The sequence below is a fragment of the Martinezella hainanensis genome (assembly GCF_900094555.1).
GTDB lineage: Bacteria > Pseudomonadota > Alphaproteobacteria > Rhizobiales > Rhizobiaceae > Rhizobium > Rhizobium hainanense.
Window position 1 is genome coordinate 38,592 of the sequence record NZ_FMAC01000011.1, and the last position, 17,432, is coordinate 56,023.

General features: G+C 60.2%; 18 protein-coding genes and 1 riboswitch. Of the genes, 13 read left to right on the forward strand and 5 right to left on the reverse strand.

Annotated features, from left to right (window positions below; all coding sequences use genetic code 11):
* Positions 1 to 155: 155 nt before the first annotated feature.
* The 6 genes from GA0061100_RS27170 to GA0061100_RS27195 all read left to right on the forward strand — a co-directional run bounded on the left by GA0061100_RS27170 (position 156) and on the right by GA0061100_RS27195 (position 4,802).
* A complete protein-coding gene (locus GA0061100_RS27170; RefSeq protein WP_075855975.1) occupies positions 156 to 935 on the forward strand; it encodes an SDR family oxidoreductase in 780 nt (259 codons plus the stop codon).
* Entirely contained in the window at positions 932 to 1,639 is a 708-nt protein-coding gene (locus tag GA0061100_RS27175) for an amino acid ABC transporter permease (RefSeq protein ID WP_075855976.1), read from the forward strand. Before GA0061100_RS27170 ends, GA0061100_RS27175 begins: the two co-directional genes overlap by 4 nt.
* Positions 1,636 to 2,394 carry an amino acid ABC transporter permease gene (locus tag GA0061100_RS27180; protein WP_075855977.1) on the forward strand — a complete coding sequence of 253 codons (759 nt, stop codon included), beginning with the start codon at positions 1,636 to 1,638 and terminating at the stop codon, positions 2,392 to 2,394. The genes GA0061100_RS27175 and GA0061100_RS27180 overlap by 4 nt, the downstream gene beginning before the upstream one ends.
* Positions 2,391 to 3,161: an amino acid ABC transporter ATP-binding protein gene (locus tag GA0061100_RS27185; protein WP_075855978.1), complete on the forward strand. Its 771-nt coding sequence runs from the start codon at positions 2,391 to 2,393 to the stop codon at positions 3,159 to 3,161. Before GA0061100_RS27180 ends, GA0061100_RS27185 begins: the two co-directional genes overlap by 4 nt.
* A 31-nt stretch (positions 3,162 to 3,192) precedes the next feature.
* On the forward strand, positions 3,193 to 4,029 hold the full coding sequence (locus GA0061100_RS27190; RefSeq protein WP_075855979.1) for an ABC transporter substrate-binding protein: 837 nt from the start codon (positions 3,193 to 3,195) through the stop codon (positions 4,027 to 4,029).
* A gap of 98 nt (positions 4,030 to 4,127) precedes the next feature.
* The gene (locus GA0061100_RS27195; protein ID WP_075855980.1) at positions 4,128 to 4,802 is read left to right on the forward strand and encodes a 4-carboxy-4-hydroxy-2-oxoadipate aldolase/oxaloacetate decarboxylase; all 675 of its coding nucleotides are present in this window, start codon (positions 4,128 to 4,130) and stop codon (positions 4,800 to 4,802) included.
* 80 nt (positions 4,803 to 4,882) lie between these two features.
* On the opposite strand, the gene GA0061100_RS27200 is transcribed toward GA0061100_RS27195, so the two are convergent.
* The 4 genes from GA0061100_RS27200 to GA0061100_RS27215 form a co-directional block, all read right to left on the reverse strand.
* Complete coding sequence (locus tag GA0061100_RS27200) at positions 4,883 to 5,836, reverse strand: sugar-binding transcriptional regulator (protein WP_075855981.1); 954 nt, start codon at positions 5,834 to 5,836, stop codon at positions 4,883 to 4,885.
* A gap of 21 nt (positions 5,837 to 5,857) precedes the next feature.
* Positions 5,858 to 7,324 carry an FGGY family carbohydrate kinase gene (locus tag GA0061100_RS27205; protein WP_075855982.1) on the reverse strand — a complete coding sequence of 489 codons (1,467 nt, stop codon included), beginning with the start codon at positions 7,322 to 7,324 and terminating at the stop codon, positions 5,858 to 5,860.
* Between the two features lie 64 nt (positions 7,325 to 7,388).
* Positions 7,389 to 8,345 (reverse strand): transketolase family protein, encoded by a 957-nt coding sequence (locus GA0061100_RS27210; RefSeq protein ID WP_075855983.1) that lies wholly within the window; start codon positions 8,343 to 8,345, stop codon positions 7,389 to 7,391.
* Positions 8,345 to 9,154: a transketolase gene (locus tag GA0061100_RS27215; protein WP_075856083.1), complete on the reverse strand. Its 810-nt coding sequence runs from the start codon at positions 9,152 to 9,154 to the stop codon at positions 8,345 to 8,347. The genes GA0061100_RS27210 and GA0061100_RS27215 overlap by 1 nt, the downstream gene beginning before the upstream one ends.
* A 213-nt stretch (positions 9,155 to 9,367) precedes the next feature.
* Here GA0061100_RS27215 and GA0061100_RS27220 point away from each other — a divergent pair, with 213 nt between their 5' ends.
* The 7 genes from GA0061100_RS27220 to ribB all read left to right on the forward strand — a co-directional run bounded on the left by GA0061100_RS27220 (position 9,368) and on the right by ribB (position 16,401).
* Complete coding sequence (locus tag GA0061100_RS27220) at positions 9,368 to 10,348, forward strand: ABC transporter permease (RefSeq protein ID WP_075856084.1); 981 nt, start codon at positions 9,368 to 9,370, stop codon at positions 10,346 to 10,348.
* A 117-nt stretch (positions 10,349 to 10,465) separates the two neighbouring features.
* Complete coding sequence (locus GA0061100_RS27225; RefSeq protein ID WP_075855984.1) at positions 10,466 to 11,395, forward strand: sugar ABC transporter substrate-binding protein; 930 nt, start codon at positions 10,466 to 10,468, stop codon at positions 11,393 to 11,395.
* Positions 11,396 to 11,423: 28 nt separating this feature from the next.
* Positions 11,424 to 12,902: a sugar ABC transporter ATP-binding protein gene (locus GA0061100_RS27230; RefSeq protein WP_075855985.1), complete on the forward strand. Its 1,479-nt coding sequence runs from the start codon at positions 11,424 to 11,426 to the stop codon at positions 12,900 to 12,902.
* Positions 12,903 to 13,025: 123 nt separating this feature from the next.
* Positions 13,026 to 13,814 (forward strand): SDR family oxidoreductase, encoded by a 789-nt coding sequence (locus GA0061100_RS27235; protein WP_075855986.1) that lies wholly within the window; start codon positions 13,026 to 13,028, stop codon positions 13,812 to 13,814.
* A gap of 4 nt (positions 13,815 to 13,818) precedes the next feature.
* A complete protein-coding gene (gene tpiA, locus GA0061100_RS27240; protein ID WP_075855987.1) occupies positions 13,819 to 14,556 on the forward strand; it encodes a triose-phosphate isomerase in 738 nt (245 codons plus the stop codon).
* Positions 14,557 to 14,632: 76 nt separating this feature from the next.
* Positions 14,633 to 15,415: a glucose 1-dehydrogenase gene (locus tag GA0061100_RS27245; RefSeq protein ID WP_075855988.1), complete on the forward strand. Its 783-nt coding sequence runs from the start codon at positions 14,633 to 14,635 to the stop codon at positions 15,413 to 15,415.
* A 100-nt stretch (positions 15,416 to 15,515) separates the two neighbouring features.
* Positions 15,516 to 15,662, forward strand: a riboswitch (FMN riboswitch).
* A 112-nt stretch (positions 15,663 to 15,774) separates the two neighbouring features.
* Complete coding sequence (gene ribB / locus GA0061100_RS27250; RefSeq protein WP_075855989.1) at positions 15,775 to 16,401, forward strand: 3,4-dihydroxy-2-butanone-4-phosphate synthase; 627 nt, start codon at positions 15,775 to 15,777, stop codon at positions 16,399 to 16,401.
* A 60-nt stretch (positions 16,402 to 16,461) separates the two neighbouring features.
* Here the strand turns inward: ribB and GA0061100_RS27255 are convergent, their stop codons facing one another.
* The gene (locus GA0061100_RS27255; RefSeq protein ID WP_075855990.1) at positions 16,462 to 17,382 is read right to left on the reverse strand and encodes a homocysteine S-methyltransferase family protein; all 921 of its coding nucleotides are present in this window, start codon (positions 17,380 to 17,382) and stop codon (positions 16,462 to 16,464) included.
* Between the last annotated feature and the right edge of the window lie 50 nt (positions 17,383 to 17,432).

The following is a 17,432-nucleotide window of genomic DNA, read 5'->3' on the forward strand; positions in this document are numbered from 1 at the left end:
ATCGCTGCAAAAGTGGCGCGACGCCCCTCGGCCAAGGCCGGCTCGCCTGCGGCCGGCAGACCTCCATAAAACTTGCTTATTACTCCAAAAGTAATCGGTCTTAGGCAAGGAGTTGAAGCTCCGCTAATGTCCAAACCAACAAAAAGGGGATCAGAATGCCATTCTCCGACTACAAGACCGCGCTGGTCACCGGCGCCTCCTCCGGTATCGGCGCCGCGGTGGTGGAGCGGCTTTGCCGCGAGGGCATCAAGGTGCATGCGATCGCCCGCAGCGCCGGCGCCCTGAAGGAACTGGCCGAGCGCACGGGATGCATCGCCCATGTCATCGATGTGACGGATCGCGCCGCAATCGCGGATCTTGCGAACCGGGTTCAGTTCGACATTCTGGTCAACAATGCGGGTGTCGACCGGCCGAAGAAATTCCTTCAGGCTGACGAAGAGGACATCGATCTCCTCATCGATGTCAATCTCCGCGCCGTTCTGCATATCTGCCGCCTCATCGTGCCCGGAATGGTCGCTCGCGACCGCGGACACGTCATCAACATCTCGTCGATTGCCGGAAACTACAACTTCGGCGGCAATTCCACCTATCATGCCGTCAAGGCCGGCGTCGCCATGCTGTCGAACCAGCTGCGCATCGACGCATTCGGCAAGCGGGTTCGCGTCACCGAAATCTGCCCCGGCCGCGTCGCGACCGATATCTTCAACCACGTCCATGGTGATGACCCGAGCGTGCGCGAACGCTTCATCGACGGGTTCGAGTTGCCGCAGGCGGCCGATATCGCGGATGCGATCGCCTTTGCGATTTCGGCGCCGGTCGCGGTCAATATCGGCCACATGGAGATCACGCCGACATTGCAGGTCATGGGCGGTCTGCAGACGGCAAAGCCCGAGACCTCCGCCGCCACCTATGATGCGGAAGGTGCGAAGCGGTGAGCGGGTTCGATCTGTCGGCCATCCTTAGGAACCAGGATTACGTCGCGATGCTCTTGCAGGGCATCGAGATGACCTTCGTCATCTATGTCGGCTCCTGGCTCCTTGCGATGACGCTCGCCGTCCTGCTCTTTGCCTTCCGGGTCTCGCCGCTTCGCATCGGCGATCCGATCGTGAAGGCCTACGTCTCATACCATCGCAACGTGCCGACGCTGGTGCAGCTGATGTTCTGGTATTTCGGGATCTATACGCTGATGCCGCAAGGCGTCACCGACTGGCTCGCCGACCACAACGCCGAGGCAATCTTTGCCATCATAGGGCTGGGACTGTGCCAGGCCGCTTATTTCAGCGAGGATTTGCGCTCCGGCCTGCGCTCGGTCAGCCCGGGGCAGATGGAAGCGGCCAAGGCGCTCGGGCATGGCTACATCTCGGCCATGCGCTTCGTCATCATGCCTCAGGGCGTGCGCAATGCCCTGCCGCCGCTCATCAATCATAGTGTTTCGCTGTTCAAGAACAGTAGTCTCGCAATCGTCATCGGTGCGTCGGAGCTTACGCATGCCGTCAAGGAAATCGACAATGTCAGTTTCCGCACCTTCGAGATCTACCTGATCGGTACAGTCATCTATTTGTTCTTCTCCCTCATCATCATGGCCTTCGGCGCATATATCTCGCTGCGCAGCGATCCGATGCGGAGGGCGCGCGCGTGATCCAGGACGTCATCAAGATCATCCATGACTATTGGCTGCTGCTGCTGATCGGCCAGTATCCCAACGGCCCGCTGGGCGGCCTTGCCAACACCCTTATCCTTTCAGCACTCGCCATCGCGCTGGCGTTCCCCGTCAGCATATTGCTTGCCATGGCCCGTCTTTCCAAATGGGCAATCCTCAGATGGCCCGCGACCGGCCTCGTCTATATCACGCGCGGCGTTCCGCTTTTGATGCTGATCCTGTGGTGCTATTTCATCGTTCCGCTTTGGACGGGGGCGGATGTCCCGAGCTTCCTGATCATGCTGGTAACGCTTGTGATCTATGAGGGCGCGTTCTTAAGCGAGGTCGTGCGGGCCGGCATCGTCTCGCTCGGCCAAGGGCAGATGGATGCCGCCAGGGCGCTTGGCCATAGTTACATCGGCGCGATGCGCTTCGTGATCCTGCCGCAGGCGCTCTACAACATGATCCCGAGCATGATCTCGACCTTCGTTTCGACGATCAAGGACACGACGCTTGGCTACATCATCAACGTGCCGGACCTGACCTTTGCGGCAAGCCAGGTGAACAACCAGCTTCTGTCGCAGCCCTTCCAGGTCTTCTTCATCCTCGCCGTTGTCTACTATGGGCTTTGCTGGAGCCTGACCCACGTCGCAAACAGCGTCGAACGGCGAATTGCCCGCCGGCGGGCCGGGCCAAGGAAGATGCGCCTGCGCAGCGACGTCGTTCCCTTAAAAACATTCACGGAGCAGCTATGAGCATCCCAGTTTCCGCACCGCAGGACGGCGCTCGGGAGATCCGTCTTCGCGAGGTCTGCAAGAGCTACGGTCATTACCAGGTGTTGAACAACATCAATGCCGATGTCAGCCGCGGCGAAGTCGTTGTCATTTGCGGACCATCCGGTTCCGGCAAGTCGACGCTGATCCGCACGATCAACCGGCTGGAAGAGATCAATAGCGGTTCGATAGATTTTGAGGGCAGGAATATTCATGCCGCGATGGGCGCTGCCGAGCTCAATCGGCTGCGCAGCCGGATCGGTTTCGTCTTTCAGAATTTCAACCTGTTTCCGCATCTGTCCGTCGTCGACAACGTTTCGATGTCACCAATCCGGGTCAAGGGCGTGCCGGCGAAAGTGGCGCGCGAGAAGGCGCTTGCATTGCTGGATCGCGTCGGTCTTGCCGACAAGGCCAATGCCTATCCCGGCCAGCTTTCAGGCGGCCAGCAACAGCGCGTGGCCATCGCCCGCGCCCTCGCAATGGAGCCTCCGGTCATGCTCTTCGACGAGCCGACGAGCGCGCTTGATCCTGAGATGGTCGGTGAAGTTCTCAGCGTCATGAAGAACCTGGCGGCCGAAGGAATGACCATGCTCTGCGTTACCCACGAAATGGGCTTTGCCCGCGACGTGGCCGACCGGATCTGGTTCATCGATGCTGGCGAGATCCTGGAGACAGCGCCACCCGAGGAATTTTTCAAGAGCCCCCGTCATCCCAGAGCTCAGCGCTTTCTTTCGGATCTGCGCCACTAAGCACCTGAAATCAATAACAAGGAGAACAGCAATGAACTGGAAATGCTTCACCGTGACATTGGCGCTTTCCGGCGTCGCCATTGCCCTGCCAGCCAAGGCAGATCAGCTCGATACCATCATGTCGGCAAAGACGCTTCGCTGCGCGACCTATGCCGATGTGCCGCCGTTTTCCTCTCCCGACCCGAAGACCCGCGAAATGGTCGGCTTCGACGTCGATCTGTGCCGGGCGATCGCAAACGAACTGGGCGTGAAGGCGGAAATCAAGCCGATCTCGGTCGAGGCGCGTGTTCCCGAAGTGAAGCTTGGCCGCGTCGACATCACGGTTGCCAACCTTGCCTATACGCTGAGCCGCGCAGAGCAGATCCAGTTCAGCGACCCTTATTATATCGCCAAGGAAATGCTGATTGTCCCTGCGGATGACGCCGGCAAGACGAAGGCCGATTTCGAAGGCAAGCGTCTCGCCTCGACCAAGGGCTCCACTTCGGAACTGGCGATCAAACTCAACAAGTCCGACCCGTTGACCTTCCAGGATACCGGGTCTGCCTATCTCGCCGTTCAGCAGGGCAAGGCGCGCGGTCTCGTCGCCAACACCATGACGACGACGTTGCTTGTCAACGAATCCAAGACGAAGGGCAAGCAGATGCGCATGATCGATGACCCCATGCTGCTGGAGCCAGTCGGTATCGGCATGCAAAAGGATCAACCGGCGCTGACCGCAAAGATCAACGAAATCCTCCACAAGCTCGACGGTGCCGGCGAGATCAACAAGATCTGGGAGAAATGGCTTGGCCCGAACACCGAGTACAAAATGACCCGTACTGAGAAGGTCGTGCCGATCACCGAATTGAAGTTCGACCCGATTCCCTGACCATAGGCCGCTTAGTCCGGCCAATCATCCATCCGAAAATTGTCATCGATCGCAGGCGGCGGGCACGCCCGCCGCCGGCTTAACCATGGGAGGTTTCCGTGACCCACATCAAAGATATTGCCAAGCGCCCGAGCAAGGCCGACATCGACGCGCTCGCCAAATTTTCGCCCGCAACGATCCATGAGGCTCAAGGTCGTCGTGGTGCGCTGTCCTCGCGGCTGAAGCCCGTGGATTATCGCATGAAGCTTTGCGGCCCGGCATTCACGGTGAAATGCGCGCCGCGCGACAACATCATGCTGCAGCTTGCGATCAACTACGCCAAACCTGGCGATATCATCGTCGTCTCCGCAGGCGAATATGAGGAAGCCGGCTCCTTCGGTGATGTGCTCGCCAATGCCTGCCTTGCCAAGGGCATCGGCGGACTGGTGACTGATACCGGCGTGCGCGACACGCTGCAGCTGAGAGAGCTCGGATTTCCGGTCTTCTCGCTCAGCGTCTGCATCAAGGGCACGGTTAAGGAAACGATCGCGGCGGTCAACGATCCGGTCATCGTCGGCGGAGAGATCATCAATCCCGGCGACATCGTCATCGGTGACGCTGATGGGCTGGTCATCGTCCGCCAGGGGGAGGCACAGGATGTCGCCCGGCTCTCGCAGGCTCGTGACGAGGCCGAGGCTGGATACATCGAAGCCTACAAGCAGGGGAAATCGGTCATCGAAGTCAGCAAGCTTGAAGCTGTATTGAAGGCCAAAGGCCTCATCGTTGACATCTGAGCTGACGACGGCTGATGTTTTTGCAGCCAACCCCGTAGGCGGCGTTCCAATTAGCGACAGATTGTTGCTGTTGTGGCCGCCTATGACTCAATAAGGCGCTCGGCGCTGAACTTGTCCGTTATCAGCGTATCGATGACTCCGATCCTCAAGGCGCCGGCAATCGCGGCGGTCTTCTTCGCCCCGCCGGCAAGCGCGATGACCCGATCGACGCGTTCGAGATCTTCAAGCGGGAAGCCGATGACGCGCTCGTCGAGCGGCGTCTTAACGGGCTTGCCGTCCTTGTTGAAAAAACGCAACGATATATCGCCGACAGCGCCTGCCTCGGCAAGATCGGCAAGCTCCCGTGACGAGAAGATATTGCCGGACCTCGCCAACAGTTCCGATGGCTCGACGGCGCCGATCCCGACGATGGCGAGCGTAATGCTGCCGAAGAGATCCATCGTCTCCCGCACGAACGGATCCGCCTGCATCAGGAGTTTGGCCTCGCGCGAGGTTGTCACACCCTGCACCGGAAGCAGCTTCGGCTCCGCGCCGGTCAGTCGTGCAAGGCGGGTGGTCAGCTGGGTGGCATGCGTCTGGACCGATGGGTCACCCATGCCACCAAGCGTCTGGACGACGTATTTGGCCTGTGCGCTCTTCTGGGGGTGAATATTTTCCACCATCCTGAAGATCGTCTGGCTCCAGCTCGACACGCCGATGATCTCGCCGGGTGCAAGTGTGACTTCGAGAAGATGCGCAGCAGCTTCGCCGATCCGGGCCATGATGGCGCCGTCCCGGTCCTCGGTGCATTCGACGACAATCGCCTCGGGGAGTCCGTATTTCTCGCGCAGTGCTCCTTCGAGTTCGCTATAGGTGCCCACGGGCGGAATGACGCTTGTGCGCACGATGTCTTCCGCTTCAGCCCGTTTCAGCATTCGCGATACGGTTGCCTGCGACAGGCGAAGGTGCTGCGCGATATCTGCCTGCCGTTTGCCCTCTATATGGTACATCTGGGCAACTCTTGAGATGAGACGGAGTTCGTTAAGGCGAGCCATCGTTGATCCCGGGGTGAATTTTTATTCACCTTTAACCGGAGTTGTACGCAACGTCGAGCGGGCCAGCGCATCATTCCACCTGTTCAGGAGGCCCGTACCGTCGATGGTTTCCGGCTCGATGACTTCGGTGTTTCTCGGAAGCGCTGTGATAGCATCGAGATTCGGCCACAGACCGATCGAAAGACCTGCAAGATAGGCTGCTCCAAGCGCCGATGCCTCCGGTGCCTCGCACTGAATGACTGCGTGTTTCACCAGGTTCGACACGCACTGCATGAGGAAGCGGTTCTGGCTCGGTCCACCGTCGACGTAAAGCGTGCCGAGTTTACCGCCACTCTGTGCCCGCATCGCCGTGATCACGTCGTGCACCTGGAGTGCGATCGAATCGGTGACCGAGCGGGCCATCTGCGCGCGGGTGGTGCTGAAATTGATCTGGGAGAACAGAGCGCGGGCGTCGGAATTCCAGTAGGGCGCACCCAGCCCGACGAAGGCGGGCACGAAGCCGGGGCCGCCCGGCTCAGCGGTCGCCGCAAGGTCGACAAGGGAAGCAACATCCGGAAGGCCCAGAATACCGGCCATCCAGGGCAGGCTTGCGGCGCACACAAGGATGTTGCCTTCGAACGCGAAAGTTGGTTGTCTGGCAATGCGCCAGGCGACCGTTGTGGTAATGCCATTGCGCGGCGCGATGAAGCGCGGCAGCGTGGTCATGACGGAAGATCCCGTCCCGAAGGTCGCCTTGCCATCGCCCGGCTTGAAGGCGCCATGGCCGAACAATGCCGCGTGGCTGTCACCGATGGCCGCTCTGATCGGCGTGCCATCCGGAACGCCGGGAAGGCCATTCGTGGTTCCAAAATCTGCGGAACTGTCGAGCACGTCCGGAAGCAGCCGGACATCGACCCCGAAAATCGCGCCCAACTCCTCGCTCCAGGCTTGGGCCTCGAGGTCGAACAGCTGGCTTCGCGCGGCATTCGAGGCGTCGCAGACATGCTTGCGGCCGCCAGTGAGGCAATGAATGAGCCAGCTGTCGATCGTTCCGATGCGGACCTTTCGCCCATGCGGGACCCGGTCAAGAAGCCACCGGAACTTCGGACCTGGAAACATCGGATCGAGAGGAAGGCCGGTCAGCGCTTCGACGCGCTCCAGATGCCCATCGGCGATGAGACGCTCGCAATCCGGCGCCGTGCGCCGGCATTGCCAACTCAGCACCGGTCCAAGCGCCTTGCCCGTTTCGGCATCCCAAATGGTGACGGATTCCCGCTGATTGGAGATTGCTATCGCTTCGATTGTCGCGCCTGGCGCGCTCTGCAGGCAGAGTCCGATCGCCTCGCGGACGGATGCATAGATCCGATCCGGATCTTGTTCGACCCAGCCCGGCTGTGGATAGGAGATGCCCACTGGAGCCGAGCCTCTGGCAACAATGCCACCGCTCTCAGAGACCAGCACTGCCTTGGAATTGGTGGTCCCCTGGTCGATTGCCAGAATGGCCCGCATTATATCCTCCACTGACAACAACGCCGGGGTGGAAATCCGCCCCGGCTCGAATGCGGCTGTTGGTCTACTTGCGCTTGATAAGCGCTTGCGCGGCGTCTGCAATAGCCGACGGGGCCATGCCGAATTCGTCGAGCAGGAATTCGGCCGAGCCGGTCGGCGCGTAGATGCCGGGAACGCCGAGGCGGGTCATCGGAACCGGGGCATTGTCGACCACAACTTCGGCCACGGCCGATCCCAGCCCGCCAAAGATCGAATGCTCTTCCGCCGTTACGATCGCGCCGGTTTCCTTGGCGGCCGCAATGATGGCATCCTCGTCGATCGGGCGAACCGTGGCGAGATTGAGCACTCGGGCCTTGATGCCGCGTTGCGCAAGGATGTCGGCGGCCTTCATCATGCGATGGGTCAGCGTTCCGTTTGCGATGAGCGTGACATCGGAACCTTCGCGCAGGAGATTGGCTTTTCCAAGCTCGAACTTGTGTCCTTCCGGCAGCAGGTCGGGTACACCGACGCGCGACAGGCGCAAGAAGCAGGGGCCATTGTAGCTTGCCGCCCATTCCACCGCTGCTGCCGTCTCGATGCGGTCGCAGGGTGCGATCACGGGAAGATTGGGCAGAACACGCGTCCAGGCGAAATCCTCGATCGAATGATGGGTCGGACCGAGCTCGCCATAGGCCATTCCGGATGAAATGCCGACGAGCTTGACGTTGGCATTCGAGTAGGAAATGTCGGCCTTGATCTGCTCGAGCGATCTGCCCGTCAGGAACGGTGAAGCGCCGCAGACATAGGGGAGGCGCCCGCCATTGGCGAGGCCCGCACCGACGCCGACCATATTCTGCTCGGCGATGCCGACATTGACCAGGCGATCGGGAAACTTGGACTTGAAGCCGCCGAGCTTCGAAGATCCGACCGAATCGTTGCAGACGGCGACAATCGTTTCGTTCTCCGCGGCAAGGCGTTCAAGCGTCGATGCGAAAGCGTCTCGGCAGTCATGGAGCTTGGGTGCATTCACAGGCGCGTTCATCAAAGTGCCTCCGACAATTCTGCCAATGCGACTTCGTACTGTTCCTTGCTCGGAACCTTGTGATGCCAGTCGACACGGTCCTGCATGAAAGAGATGCCATGTCCCTTGTTGGTGTGGGCCACGATGCAATGCGGGCGATCGCTTCGATGTTCGAGCGCCGGCACGACCTCATGCATATTGTTGCCGTCGATTTCGCTGACGTCCCAGCCAAAGGCTTCGAGCTTCGGGCGAAGCGGCGCGATGTCGTTCGTATCCGAAAGTGCCGCGCCCTGCTGGAAACGATTGTGGTCGACAATCAGGGTGAGGTTATCCAGCCGGAACTGGGCCGCGGCCATGATCGCCTCCCAGTTGGAGCCCTCCTGCATCTCGCCGTCGCCGGTGATCACGTAGGTATGGTAGCCGGCGCCCGATAGCTTCGCCGCCTTGGCCATTCCGACCGCAACCGGCAGGCCGTGGCCGAGAGGACCAGTGTTGGTTTCGACGCCCGGCACCTTGTTGCAATTGGGGTGGCCATTGAGCCTCGAATGCGGTTTCAGGAAGGTCGAGATTTCCTCCTCCGGAATGAACCCGCGCTTCGCAAGCGTGACATAGAGCGCACATGCCGTATGTCCCTTCGAAAGCACGAACCTGTCCCGGTCAGGATGTTTCGGCTGGTCCGGCCAGACGCGCAGCACGCGGAAATACAGCGCGGTCAGGAGATCGATCACAGACATCTCGCCGCCAATATGTCCCGCACCTGCTTCATAGACCGCTTGGAGGTCTCGCAGGCGTATCTGGCGGGCAACCCGCTCAAGTTCGGAAGGCTCCATCGTTTCCTCGTGTGCATAAATATTCATGTATTTATATTTTTGCACAGGAAGGCGGTTAGTCAAGCCCCGTAGAGTGACATATTGCAAAACCGGCAGCCGGAAACTCGGTTGACAGGGCTAAAGCGAATTGATAATGAATTTTCCAGCAAGCATGAATAAATATTCGTGCTTGAGGAAATATTGGCTGCTGGCCCTAATCTCCAGGGAGGAATGATGGTGGCGATCAACGTCAGCGAAGAAAAGCATCCGTCCGCGACTTGGCTGAGCAAGCTCACCGGCGCCACCGGACCGCTTGTCGGATTGCTTGCTCTTTGCGTTTTCCTGAGCCTCAGCACCGACGCATTTCTTTCGCTCCGCAACGGCCTCAACATTCTCGATCAGATCACCGTGCTTGGGATCATGGCCGTCGGCATGACCTTCGTCATTCTGATCGGCGGCATTGACCTTTCGGTCGGTTCGGTCCTGGCGCTGGCCATGATGGTCATGGGCTGGACGGCAAATATTGCCGGCCTGCCGCTTGTCGCGGGGATTGCAGTCGCGCTCGTCGCTTCCGCGGTCAGCGGGCTGATCGTCGGACTTCTCGTGACCCTGTTCAGGGTTCCGGCCTTTATTGCGACGCTGGCGATGATGTCAGCCGCACGCGGCGTCGCGAACATGATCACCGACGGTCAGCAGATCGTGGGGTTTCCCGACTGGTTCATGATGCTCGCGATCGATCGCCATTTCGGCGTGCTGACCGCGACGGTTTTCCTGATGCTGGCGGTTGTCGCCGTGGCCTGGGTGTTCCTTCACTTCCGCTCGGAGGGGCGCATGCTCTATGCCGTGGGCGGCAATCCGGAAGTCGCTCGTCTCGCCGGCATCAATGTTCAGCTCGTGACGATCGCCGTCTATGTCGCAAGTGCGGTGCTGGCCGGTCTGGCCGGTATCGTGCTCGCAGCCCGCCTCGACTCCGTTCAGCCGTCCAGCGGCTTTGGATATGAACTCGATACGATTGCGGCCGTCGTCATTGGTGGCACCTCTCTTTCCGGCGGATCAGGCGGCATCGGCGGCACGCTCATCGGCGTGCTGATCATCGGCGTCCTGCGCAACGGCCTCAATCTGCTCAACGTCTCGCCATTCCTGCAGCAGGTCATCATCGGCATCGTCATCGTACTTGCAGTCGGTGCGGAAACGATCCGCAGGCGGCGGGCCTGATATTCGGGTCCGCGCCCGGCGGACCTCAACGATTTCCTCTCCGAGAGGTTTGGAGCGGATCATTTGCCCGAGGGGGAGGACATACCCAAGGGTTCACTGAAAAAAGGAGGAAATGAAATGAAATTTGCGCGCATTCTTCTGGCTTCGGCCGCCGTATTGGCGATGTCATTGGGTTCCGTTCAGGCGAAAGACACCAAAAAGATCGGCCTGGCCGTCGCAAACCTGCAGGCGAACTTCTTCAACCAGATCAAGCAGTCCGTCGAGGATGAGGCCAAGAAGCGGGGCATTCAGGTCGTGACCGTGGATGCCAAGGGCGATGGCCCGACCCAGATCAACCAGATCCAGGATCTCCTGACCCAGAACATCGATGCCCTGATCTATATTCCGGCCGGTGCTGCTGCGGCAAGCGTTCCCGTCAAGCTTGCCAAGAATGCCGGCATTCCGGTCGTCAACGTCGACCGCAACGCTGATGGTGCCCCCGGCGATACCTTCCTCGCCACGGATTCCGTCGCGTCCGCCAAGGCCGTTTGCGACTACATCCTCAAGCAGGCCGGCGGTAAGGGCAAGATGGTCATCATCCATGGTCAGAAGGGCACGACGCCGGAAGTCGACCGCAGCAAGGGTTGCGCGGAATCGCTGAAGGCAAATCCCGGCGTGAAGGTGGTTGCCGAGCAATATTCCAACATGTGGGCCCAGGATGAGGGCTTCCAGATCATGCAGAACATGCTGCAGGCAAATCCGGATGTATCGATCGTGTTTGCTCAGGCCGATGCCCTCGCACTCGGCGCCGCGCAGGCGATCAAGGTGGCAAACCCGTCCCAGAAGATCGTCGTCGGCGGCTTTGACGGCGATACGGCGGCTCTCGAAGCACTCAGCAAGGGTGTCTTCGACGTCACCGCGACGCAGCAGACGCAGAAGATGGGCCGCGATGCGGTGGCCAATGCCGTCAAGCTCGTCGCCGGTGAAAAGGTGCCTGCAGTACAGCTGATGGACGCGACGCTGACGACCAAGGAAAACGTGGCCGGCTTCATCGCCAACCATCCGTAATCGTGCCGAAGTCTTGAGGAGGTATGCCGTGACTGAGCCCGTTCTTTCCCTGAGGAGCATATCCAAGCGCTACGGACCGCTTCAGGTGCTGAAGAATGTCAGCCTTGATGTCTATCCGGGTGAGGTGGTCGCGCTTCTCGGCGAAAACGGCGCAGGCAAGTCGACATTGTCGGGCATCATCGCCGGATCACGCACGCCCTCCGAGGGAACAATGACATGGCTGGGGCAGCCCTATGCCCCAGCCACTCCACGCGAGGCGATCGACAAGGGTGTCGTCCTGATCCATCAGGAATTGCAGCTCCTGCCGCATCTCTCGATCGCCGAAAATGTCTTCATCGGGCGATGGCCGATGAAGAACGGGGCTGTCGATCGCCCCCAGATGATCAGGCGTGCGCAGGAACAGCTTGCGCGCCTCAACCTGCATATACCGGCGACGCGAAAGGTTGCCGGTCTGTCGACGGCCAATCAGCAGCTCATCGAAATCGCCAAGGCGCTGGCGCTCAATGCCAAGCTGCTAATCCTCGACGAACCGACCGCCGCGCTCGGTGGAGCGGAGACCGAAGCCCTGTTCGAGCAGGTAAGAAAGCTTCGGTCAGAAGGCGTCGGCATCGTCTACATTTCGCACCGCATGGAGGAGATCAAGCAGATCACCGATCGCATCATCGTCCTGCGCGATGGCGAGCGCGTCCAGGAGTTTGCCGACAGTGCCACACCGGTTCGCACGATCGTCGAAAGCATGGTTGGCCGCTCGCTTGACCGGATGTTCCCGGCTCTTCCCGAGCCGACTGACCGGGCGGTGCTGCAGGTCCGTGGGCTGACTTCTCCCGACAATTCATTTCGGGACGTGACGTTCGACGTTCGGGCCGGCGAGATCCTCGGCATTGCCGGGTTGGTTGGTGCCGGCCGCACGGAACTCGTGCGTGCCATTTCCGGGGCAGATCCGATTAGCGCCGGCTCGATCAGGCTGGAAGGCGAAGAGCTCAAGCTTCGGGATCCCGGCGATGCCATCGCAAGGGGTATCGTCATGGTGCCCGAGGATCGCAAGGAACAGGGCCTCGTCGTCGGTCATCGCATCAGCGAGAACATCATCTACGCCAATCTCGACAAGCTCGGCGGGCGTTGGATCACGTCGCGCGTCAAGCGTGCCTTTGCCGAAAAGGCCGTGGCGAAGTTCGGCGTCAAGGGCCGCGCCGAGCAATATGCCTCGGACCTGTCGGGCGGCAACCAGCAAAAGGTCGTCATCGCAAAATGGCTGATGCGCGATCCCAAGGTCGTCGTCCTCGATGAGCCGACCCGAGGTATCGATGTCGGCGCCAGAGCAAGCATCTACGACATCATCGTGAACCTGGCCAAGCAGGGGGTGGCGGTCATCGTCGTCAGCTCCGACCTCGAGGAGGTTCTTGGCGTCTCCAACCGTATTCTCGTGCTCGCCCAGGGCAAGCAGGCGGGCATTTTGAACCGTGACGAGGCCAATGATGTCTCGGTCATGGAACTTGCGACAATCTAGAGCATTTCCAGGAAAAGTGCGCCGCGGTTTTCCGCCCGGAATGCATAAAGAAACAACAACATAGGGCATTTTCGCGATGCGAAGAAAAGCGGAAACGCTCCAGGCAAACAGAAAGGAAGAGCGGTGTCCGACATCACTCTGAACGCCCCGAAACTTTTCGATCTCAAGGGACAGGTCGCGCTCGTGACCGGCGCAGGAAGCGGGATCGGGCAGCGCATCGCAATCGGCCTTGCCCAATGCGGCGCCGATGTCGCACTTCTTGACCGTCGCTCCGACGACGGTTTGGCGAACACGGCTTCGCACATCAAGGCTGCCGGTCGCCGCTCCATCCAGATTGCGGCCGATGTCACCAGCAAATCTTCTCTTGAGGAGGCGGTTGCCCGTACCGAAGCGGAACTCGGCGCACTGACGCTTGCCGTCAATGCCGCCGGTATCGCCAACGCCAATCCTGCCGAGGAGATGGAGGAAGACCAGTACCAGACATTGATGGACATCAATTTGAAGGGTGTCTTCCTGTCGTGCCAGGCAGAAGCGCGCGCTATGCTGAAGAATGGACGTGGATCGATCGTCAACATCGCCTCCATGTCCGGCGTCATCGTCAACCGCGGTCTGAGCCAGGCGCATTATAACGCTTCCAAGGCCGGCGTGATCCATATGTCGAAGTCGCTCGCGATGGAGTGGGTCGGCCGTGGCATTCGCGTCAACACCATCTCGCCGGGATATACCGCAACGCCGATGAACACGCGTCCGGAGATGGTTCACCAGACCAAGCTCTTCGAGGAGCAGACGCCGATGCAGCGCATGGCAACGGTCGATGAGATGGTCGGTCCCGCCGTCTTCCTGCTGTCGAATGCCGCGAGCTTCGTGACGGGCGTCGACCTGCTCGTCGACGGCGGCTTCTGCTGCTGGTGATGTCATGCGGAAACTGATTGCAGGCAACTGGAAAATGAACGGTCTCGCTTCCTCCCTGGCTGAGATCGAGGCGCTGAAGGGAATAACGGGCGAGGCGGCGTGCGACATCGTCGTCTGCCCGCCCTTCACGCTGGTGGAAAAGGCGGCCGAATGTGCCGCAGGTTCGGTGATTGCCGTCGGCGCGCAGGATTGCCATGCGCAGGCCGCGGGCGCCTTCACCGGAGACGTCTCCGCCGAGATGCTCGCCGAAATCGGCGCTCGCTTTGTCATCCTGGGACATTCCGAACGGCGTTCGGCCTACGGCGAGGCAGATGCCGCAGTCGCGAGGAAGGCTATCGCAGTCCACAAGGCGGGACTGACGAGCATTATTTGCGTCGGCGAAACGCGCGAAGAACGGGATGAGGGACGAGCGATCGAAGTCGTTCGTGCCCAGCTTGAGGGATCGATTCCCGACACAGCGACCAATGCGAACATGGCGATCGCCTATGAACCGGTATGGGCGATCGGAACCGGATTGGTTCCGACCCTTGAGCAGATCGAAGAGGTGCATTCGTCCATCCGGCAGACGCTCGAAAGACGGCTGGGAGAAGACGGGCAGGGTGTCAGGATTCTCTACGGCGGCTCGGTCAAGGCATCAAATGCAAAGGCGATCTTTGGCGTTTCCAACGTCGATGGTGCTCTCGTCGGAGGGGCGTCGCTGAAGGCATCGGAGTTCGCCGGGATTATTTCGGCTACCGTTTGAAGTCGCCAGCAACAGGCGGGGCGATCAGCCCTGGAGTCGACGCCTGGCATGGCTGTCACCGCGAAAGGAATAGGAAATGCAACGCTTCGAAAACAAGACCGTCGTCATTACCGGCGCGAGCCGCGGCATCGGTGCTGCGATCGCCAGGCGGTTCGCGCGCGAGGGTGCCAATCTCGTGGTCTCGGCCAATGAGGATTCCGTCCATGCGGTCGCCGATGAGATCAAGACTAACGGCGGAAAGGCAATTTCTTTTGTCGGCGACGTGACGGACAAGGCCAGCGTGAAAGGTCTCTACGAGGCTGCCGAAGCGGCTTTCGGCGCCGTTGAGGTATCGATCCAGAATGCCGGCGTCATCACCATTGCCCGCGTCGAGGACATGACCGAGGGCGAATGGGACAAGGTCATGGCGGTCAACACCAAAGGCGTCTTCCTTTGCGCCCAGGAGGCGATTGCCCGCATGCGCAAGCATGGGCGCGGTGGCCGGATCATCAATACCGCCTCCGGCCAGGCGCGCGACGGCTTCATCTACACGCCGCATTATGCGGCATCGAAGATGGGCGTCGTCGGCATTACCCAGAGCTTGGCAAAGGAAGTCGCGACCGAGGGAATTACCGTGAATGCCTTCTGCCCCGGGATCATCGAAACCGATATGTGGGCCTATAACGATCAGGCATGGGGCAAGCTGTTGGGCAATTACGGTCCCGGCGAGCTCATGAAGGAATGGGTCGAGGGCATTCCGATGAAACGGGCCGGATCGGGCGAAGACGTTGCAGGTCTCGTCACTTTCCTTGCCAGCGACGATGCCGCCTATATCACCGGCCAGACGATCAATGTCGACGGCGGCCTGATCATGTCTTAGTTCGACAATGAGGAACGGTGCGTTCAATGGGCGGATCGGATTCTCGACAATTCGGCGATCAATGCCTCTTGCGGAACCAGGCATTGATCCCTTATCTTTTACGTGTTCTCAGGGCGGGGTGTAATTCCCCACCGGCGGTATGGGGAGCTTCCTCGAGCCCGCGAGCGCCTTCCGGTTATCGGAAGGGTCAGCAGATCCGGTGAGATGCCGGAGCCGACGGTCATAGTCCGGATGGAAGAGAGCAACGCAGGAGACGCTGCTTCATGGTGGCGTTCACATGCTTGTTCGCCCAAGGGAAAATGGTGGCTTTAACCGGCCATGCACGCCGTTCCAAGCGGCAACCCTTGAAAGGCAGGAAAATGACAATTTCGAAAATTGAAGATGCGATCGCTGCGATTGCGCGGGGAGAGATCATCGTTGTCGTCGATGATCGCGACCGCGAAAACGAAGGCGATCTGGTGATTGCTGCGGAAGCGGTCACGCCGCAGGCAATCGCTTTCATGATGAACCATGCCCGCGGTCTCATCTGCGTTCCGATGGAGGGCGAAAGGCTCGACGAACTCGATATTCCGCTGATGGTGCCGCGCAACACCGAAGTCCTCAAGACCGCGTTTACCGTTTCGGTCGACTACATCCCGGAAACCACGACCGGAATATCTGCCGCCGACAGGGCGGCAACCGTTCGTGCCCTTGTCAGGGACGGATCGCGTCCGGAGGAATTTGCCCGGCCCGGTCATATCTTTCCGCTTCGCGCGCATCCAAACGGTGTCCTGTCGCGTCCCGGCCATACGGAAGCAGCGGTGGATCTTGCCAGGCTTGCCGGCCTATCACCAGCCGGTGTCATCTGCGAAGTGGCGAATGACGACGGCACGATGGCGCGCCTCCCCGAGCTTGAAGTTTTCGCCGAGCGGCATGGCCTCCACCTTGTCACGATCGAGGATCTCATCGCCTACAGGGCTGCGATCGCTCCTTTCAAGGCTGCCTGATCGTTCCGATACAGCCCATCCTGATGATCCCGCCCGGATCGATATTTGCCCGAGGCTCTCCTATGCTCCTTGAGGGGCAAGGAGAGCCTTTTTCAGCCGATGAATATGTCCGGCGCCAATTCCGCAGCAGCCGCCGACCATCGTCGCGCCAGCATCGACCCACGAGCAGGCGAAGCGTGAATAGGCGTCATCGTTCAGATCCTCTCGGGTCGCGTGAAGGCCCTCGTTGGCAGCGGACTCGCCTTGCTCTCCCTCGAAGGCATTGGCATAGACGCCGATTTGCAGATTGTTGCCGTCCCGCTTGAAAATCTCCGCTGCCGTATCGACGGCCTTTCGCATGACTTCCGGTTTGCTGCAGTTGAACAGAAGTGCGTCGGCGCCAGATGACGCCGCCCACTGAGCCGCATCCTCGACGGCTTCGCCGGATCGAAGCTTGGGAGAGGCGCCATTCCTCTGCGCGGCGTCATCCGCGAGTGTGAAGGAGATCCAGAACGGCTTGCCGGTGCCAGCAACCGCAGTCCGAACCGCCTCTCCCTCCGCGATCAGGCTAAGGGTTTCGCCAAGCCAGACATCGACATAGGGATCAAGGTTTTCGACCAGAACCTTGAGATAGTCTTGTACCCGAGACGCGTCGAAATTCTGCGGCTCGTAGGAGCCGAAGATGGGCGGCAACGAACCGGCGACCAGGACCTTTCGATCCTTGCAGGCATCGGCGGCGTCGCGCGCCAGCCGACCAGAAAGGGCGATGAGGTCGGCTCCTTCCTTCCGGAATCGCTCCTCGCCAATGTGAAAGGGCACGAGCGCGTAGCTGTTCGTCGTGATGACGTCCGAGCCGGCAGCGATGAATTCGCCATGGACCTGCCGGACGATCTCCGGCGAATTGACGAGCGCCAGCGCCGACCACTCCGGCTGCTTCAATTCCGCGCCGAGACGCAGCAGTTCGCGGCTCATGCCGCCATCGAGGATCAACAGTTTGCTCATGAATAGGATCTCCAGAATGGCTCGGATCTGCGGAGAGGTTTCATCTCTCC

What these genes read in the sequence shown, in the direction of transcription:
- GA0061100_RS27210 (WP_075855983.1), bottom strand. Translation starts at nt 8,345, where the DNA reads ATGAACGCGCCTGTGAATGCACCCAAGCTCCATGACTGCCGAGACGCT.
- GA0061100_RS27225 (WP_075855984.1), top strand. Translation starts at nt 10,466, where the DNA reads ATGAAATTTGCGCGCATTCTTCTGGCTTCGGCCGCCGTATTGGCGATG.
- GA0061100_RS27185 (WP_075855978.1), top strand. Translation starts at nt 2,391, where the DNA reads ATGAGCATCCCAGTTTCCGCACCGCAGGACGGCGCTCGGGAGATCCGT.
- GA0061100_RS27220 (WP_075856084.1), top strand. Translation starts at nt 9,368, where the DNA reads ATGGTGGCGATCAACGTCAGCGAAGAAAAGCATCCGTCCGCGACTTGG.
- GA0061100_RS27205 (WP_075855982.1), bottom strand. Translation starts at nt 7,324, where the DNA reads ATGCGGGCCATTCTGGCAATCGACCAGGGGACCACCAATTCCAAGGCA.
- tpiA (WP_075855987.1), top strand. Translation starts at nt 13,819, where the DNA reads ATGCGGAAACTGATTGCAGGCAACTGGAAAATGAACGGTCTCGCTTCC.
- GA0061100_RS27245 (WP_075855988.1), top strand. Translation starts at nt 14,633, where the DNA reads ATGCAACGCTTCGAAAACAAGACCGTCGTCATTACCGGCGCGAGCCGC.
- GA0061100_RS27215 (WP_075856083.1), bottom strand. Translation starts at nt 9,154, where the DNA reads ATGGAGCCTTCCGAACTTGAGCGGGTTGCCCGCCAGATACGCCTGCGA.
- GA0061100_RS27190 (WP_075855979.1), top strand. Translation starts at nt 3,193, where the DNA reads ATGAACTGGAAATGCTTCACCGTGACATTGGCGCTTTCCGGCGTCGCC.
- GA0061100_RS27170 (WP_075855975.1), top strand. Translation starts at nt 156, where the DNA reads ATGCCATTCTCCGACTACAAGACCGCGCTGGTCACCGGCGCCTCCTCC.
- ribB (WP_075855989.1), top strand. Translation starts at nt 15,775, where the DNA reads ATGACAATTTCGAAAATTGAAGATGCGATCGCTGCGATTGCGCGGGGA.
- GA0061100_RS27200 (WP_075855981.1), bottom strand. Translation starts at nt 5,836, where the DNA reads ATGGCTCGCCTTAACGAACTCCGTCTCATCTCAAGAGTTGCCCAGATG.
- GA0061100_RS27255 (WP_075855990.1), bottom strand. Translation starts at nt 17,382, where the DNA reads ATGAGCAAACTGTTGATCCTCGATGGCGGCATGAGCCGCGAACTGCTG.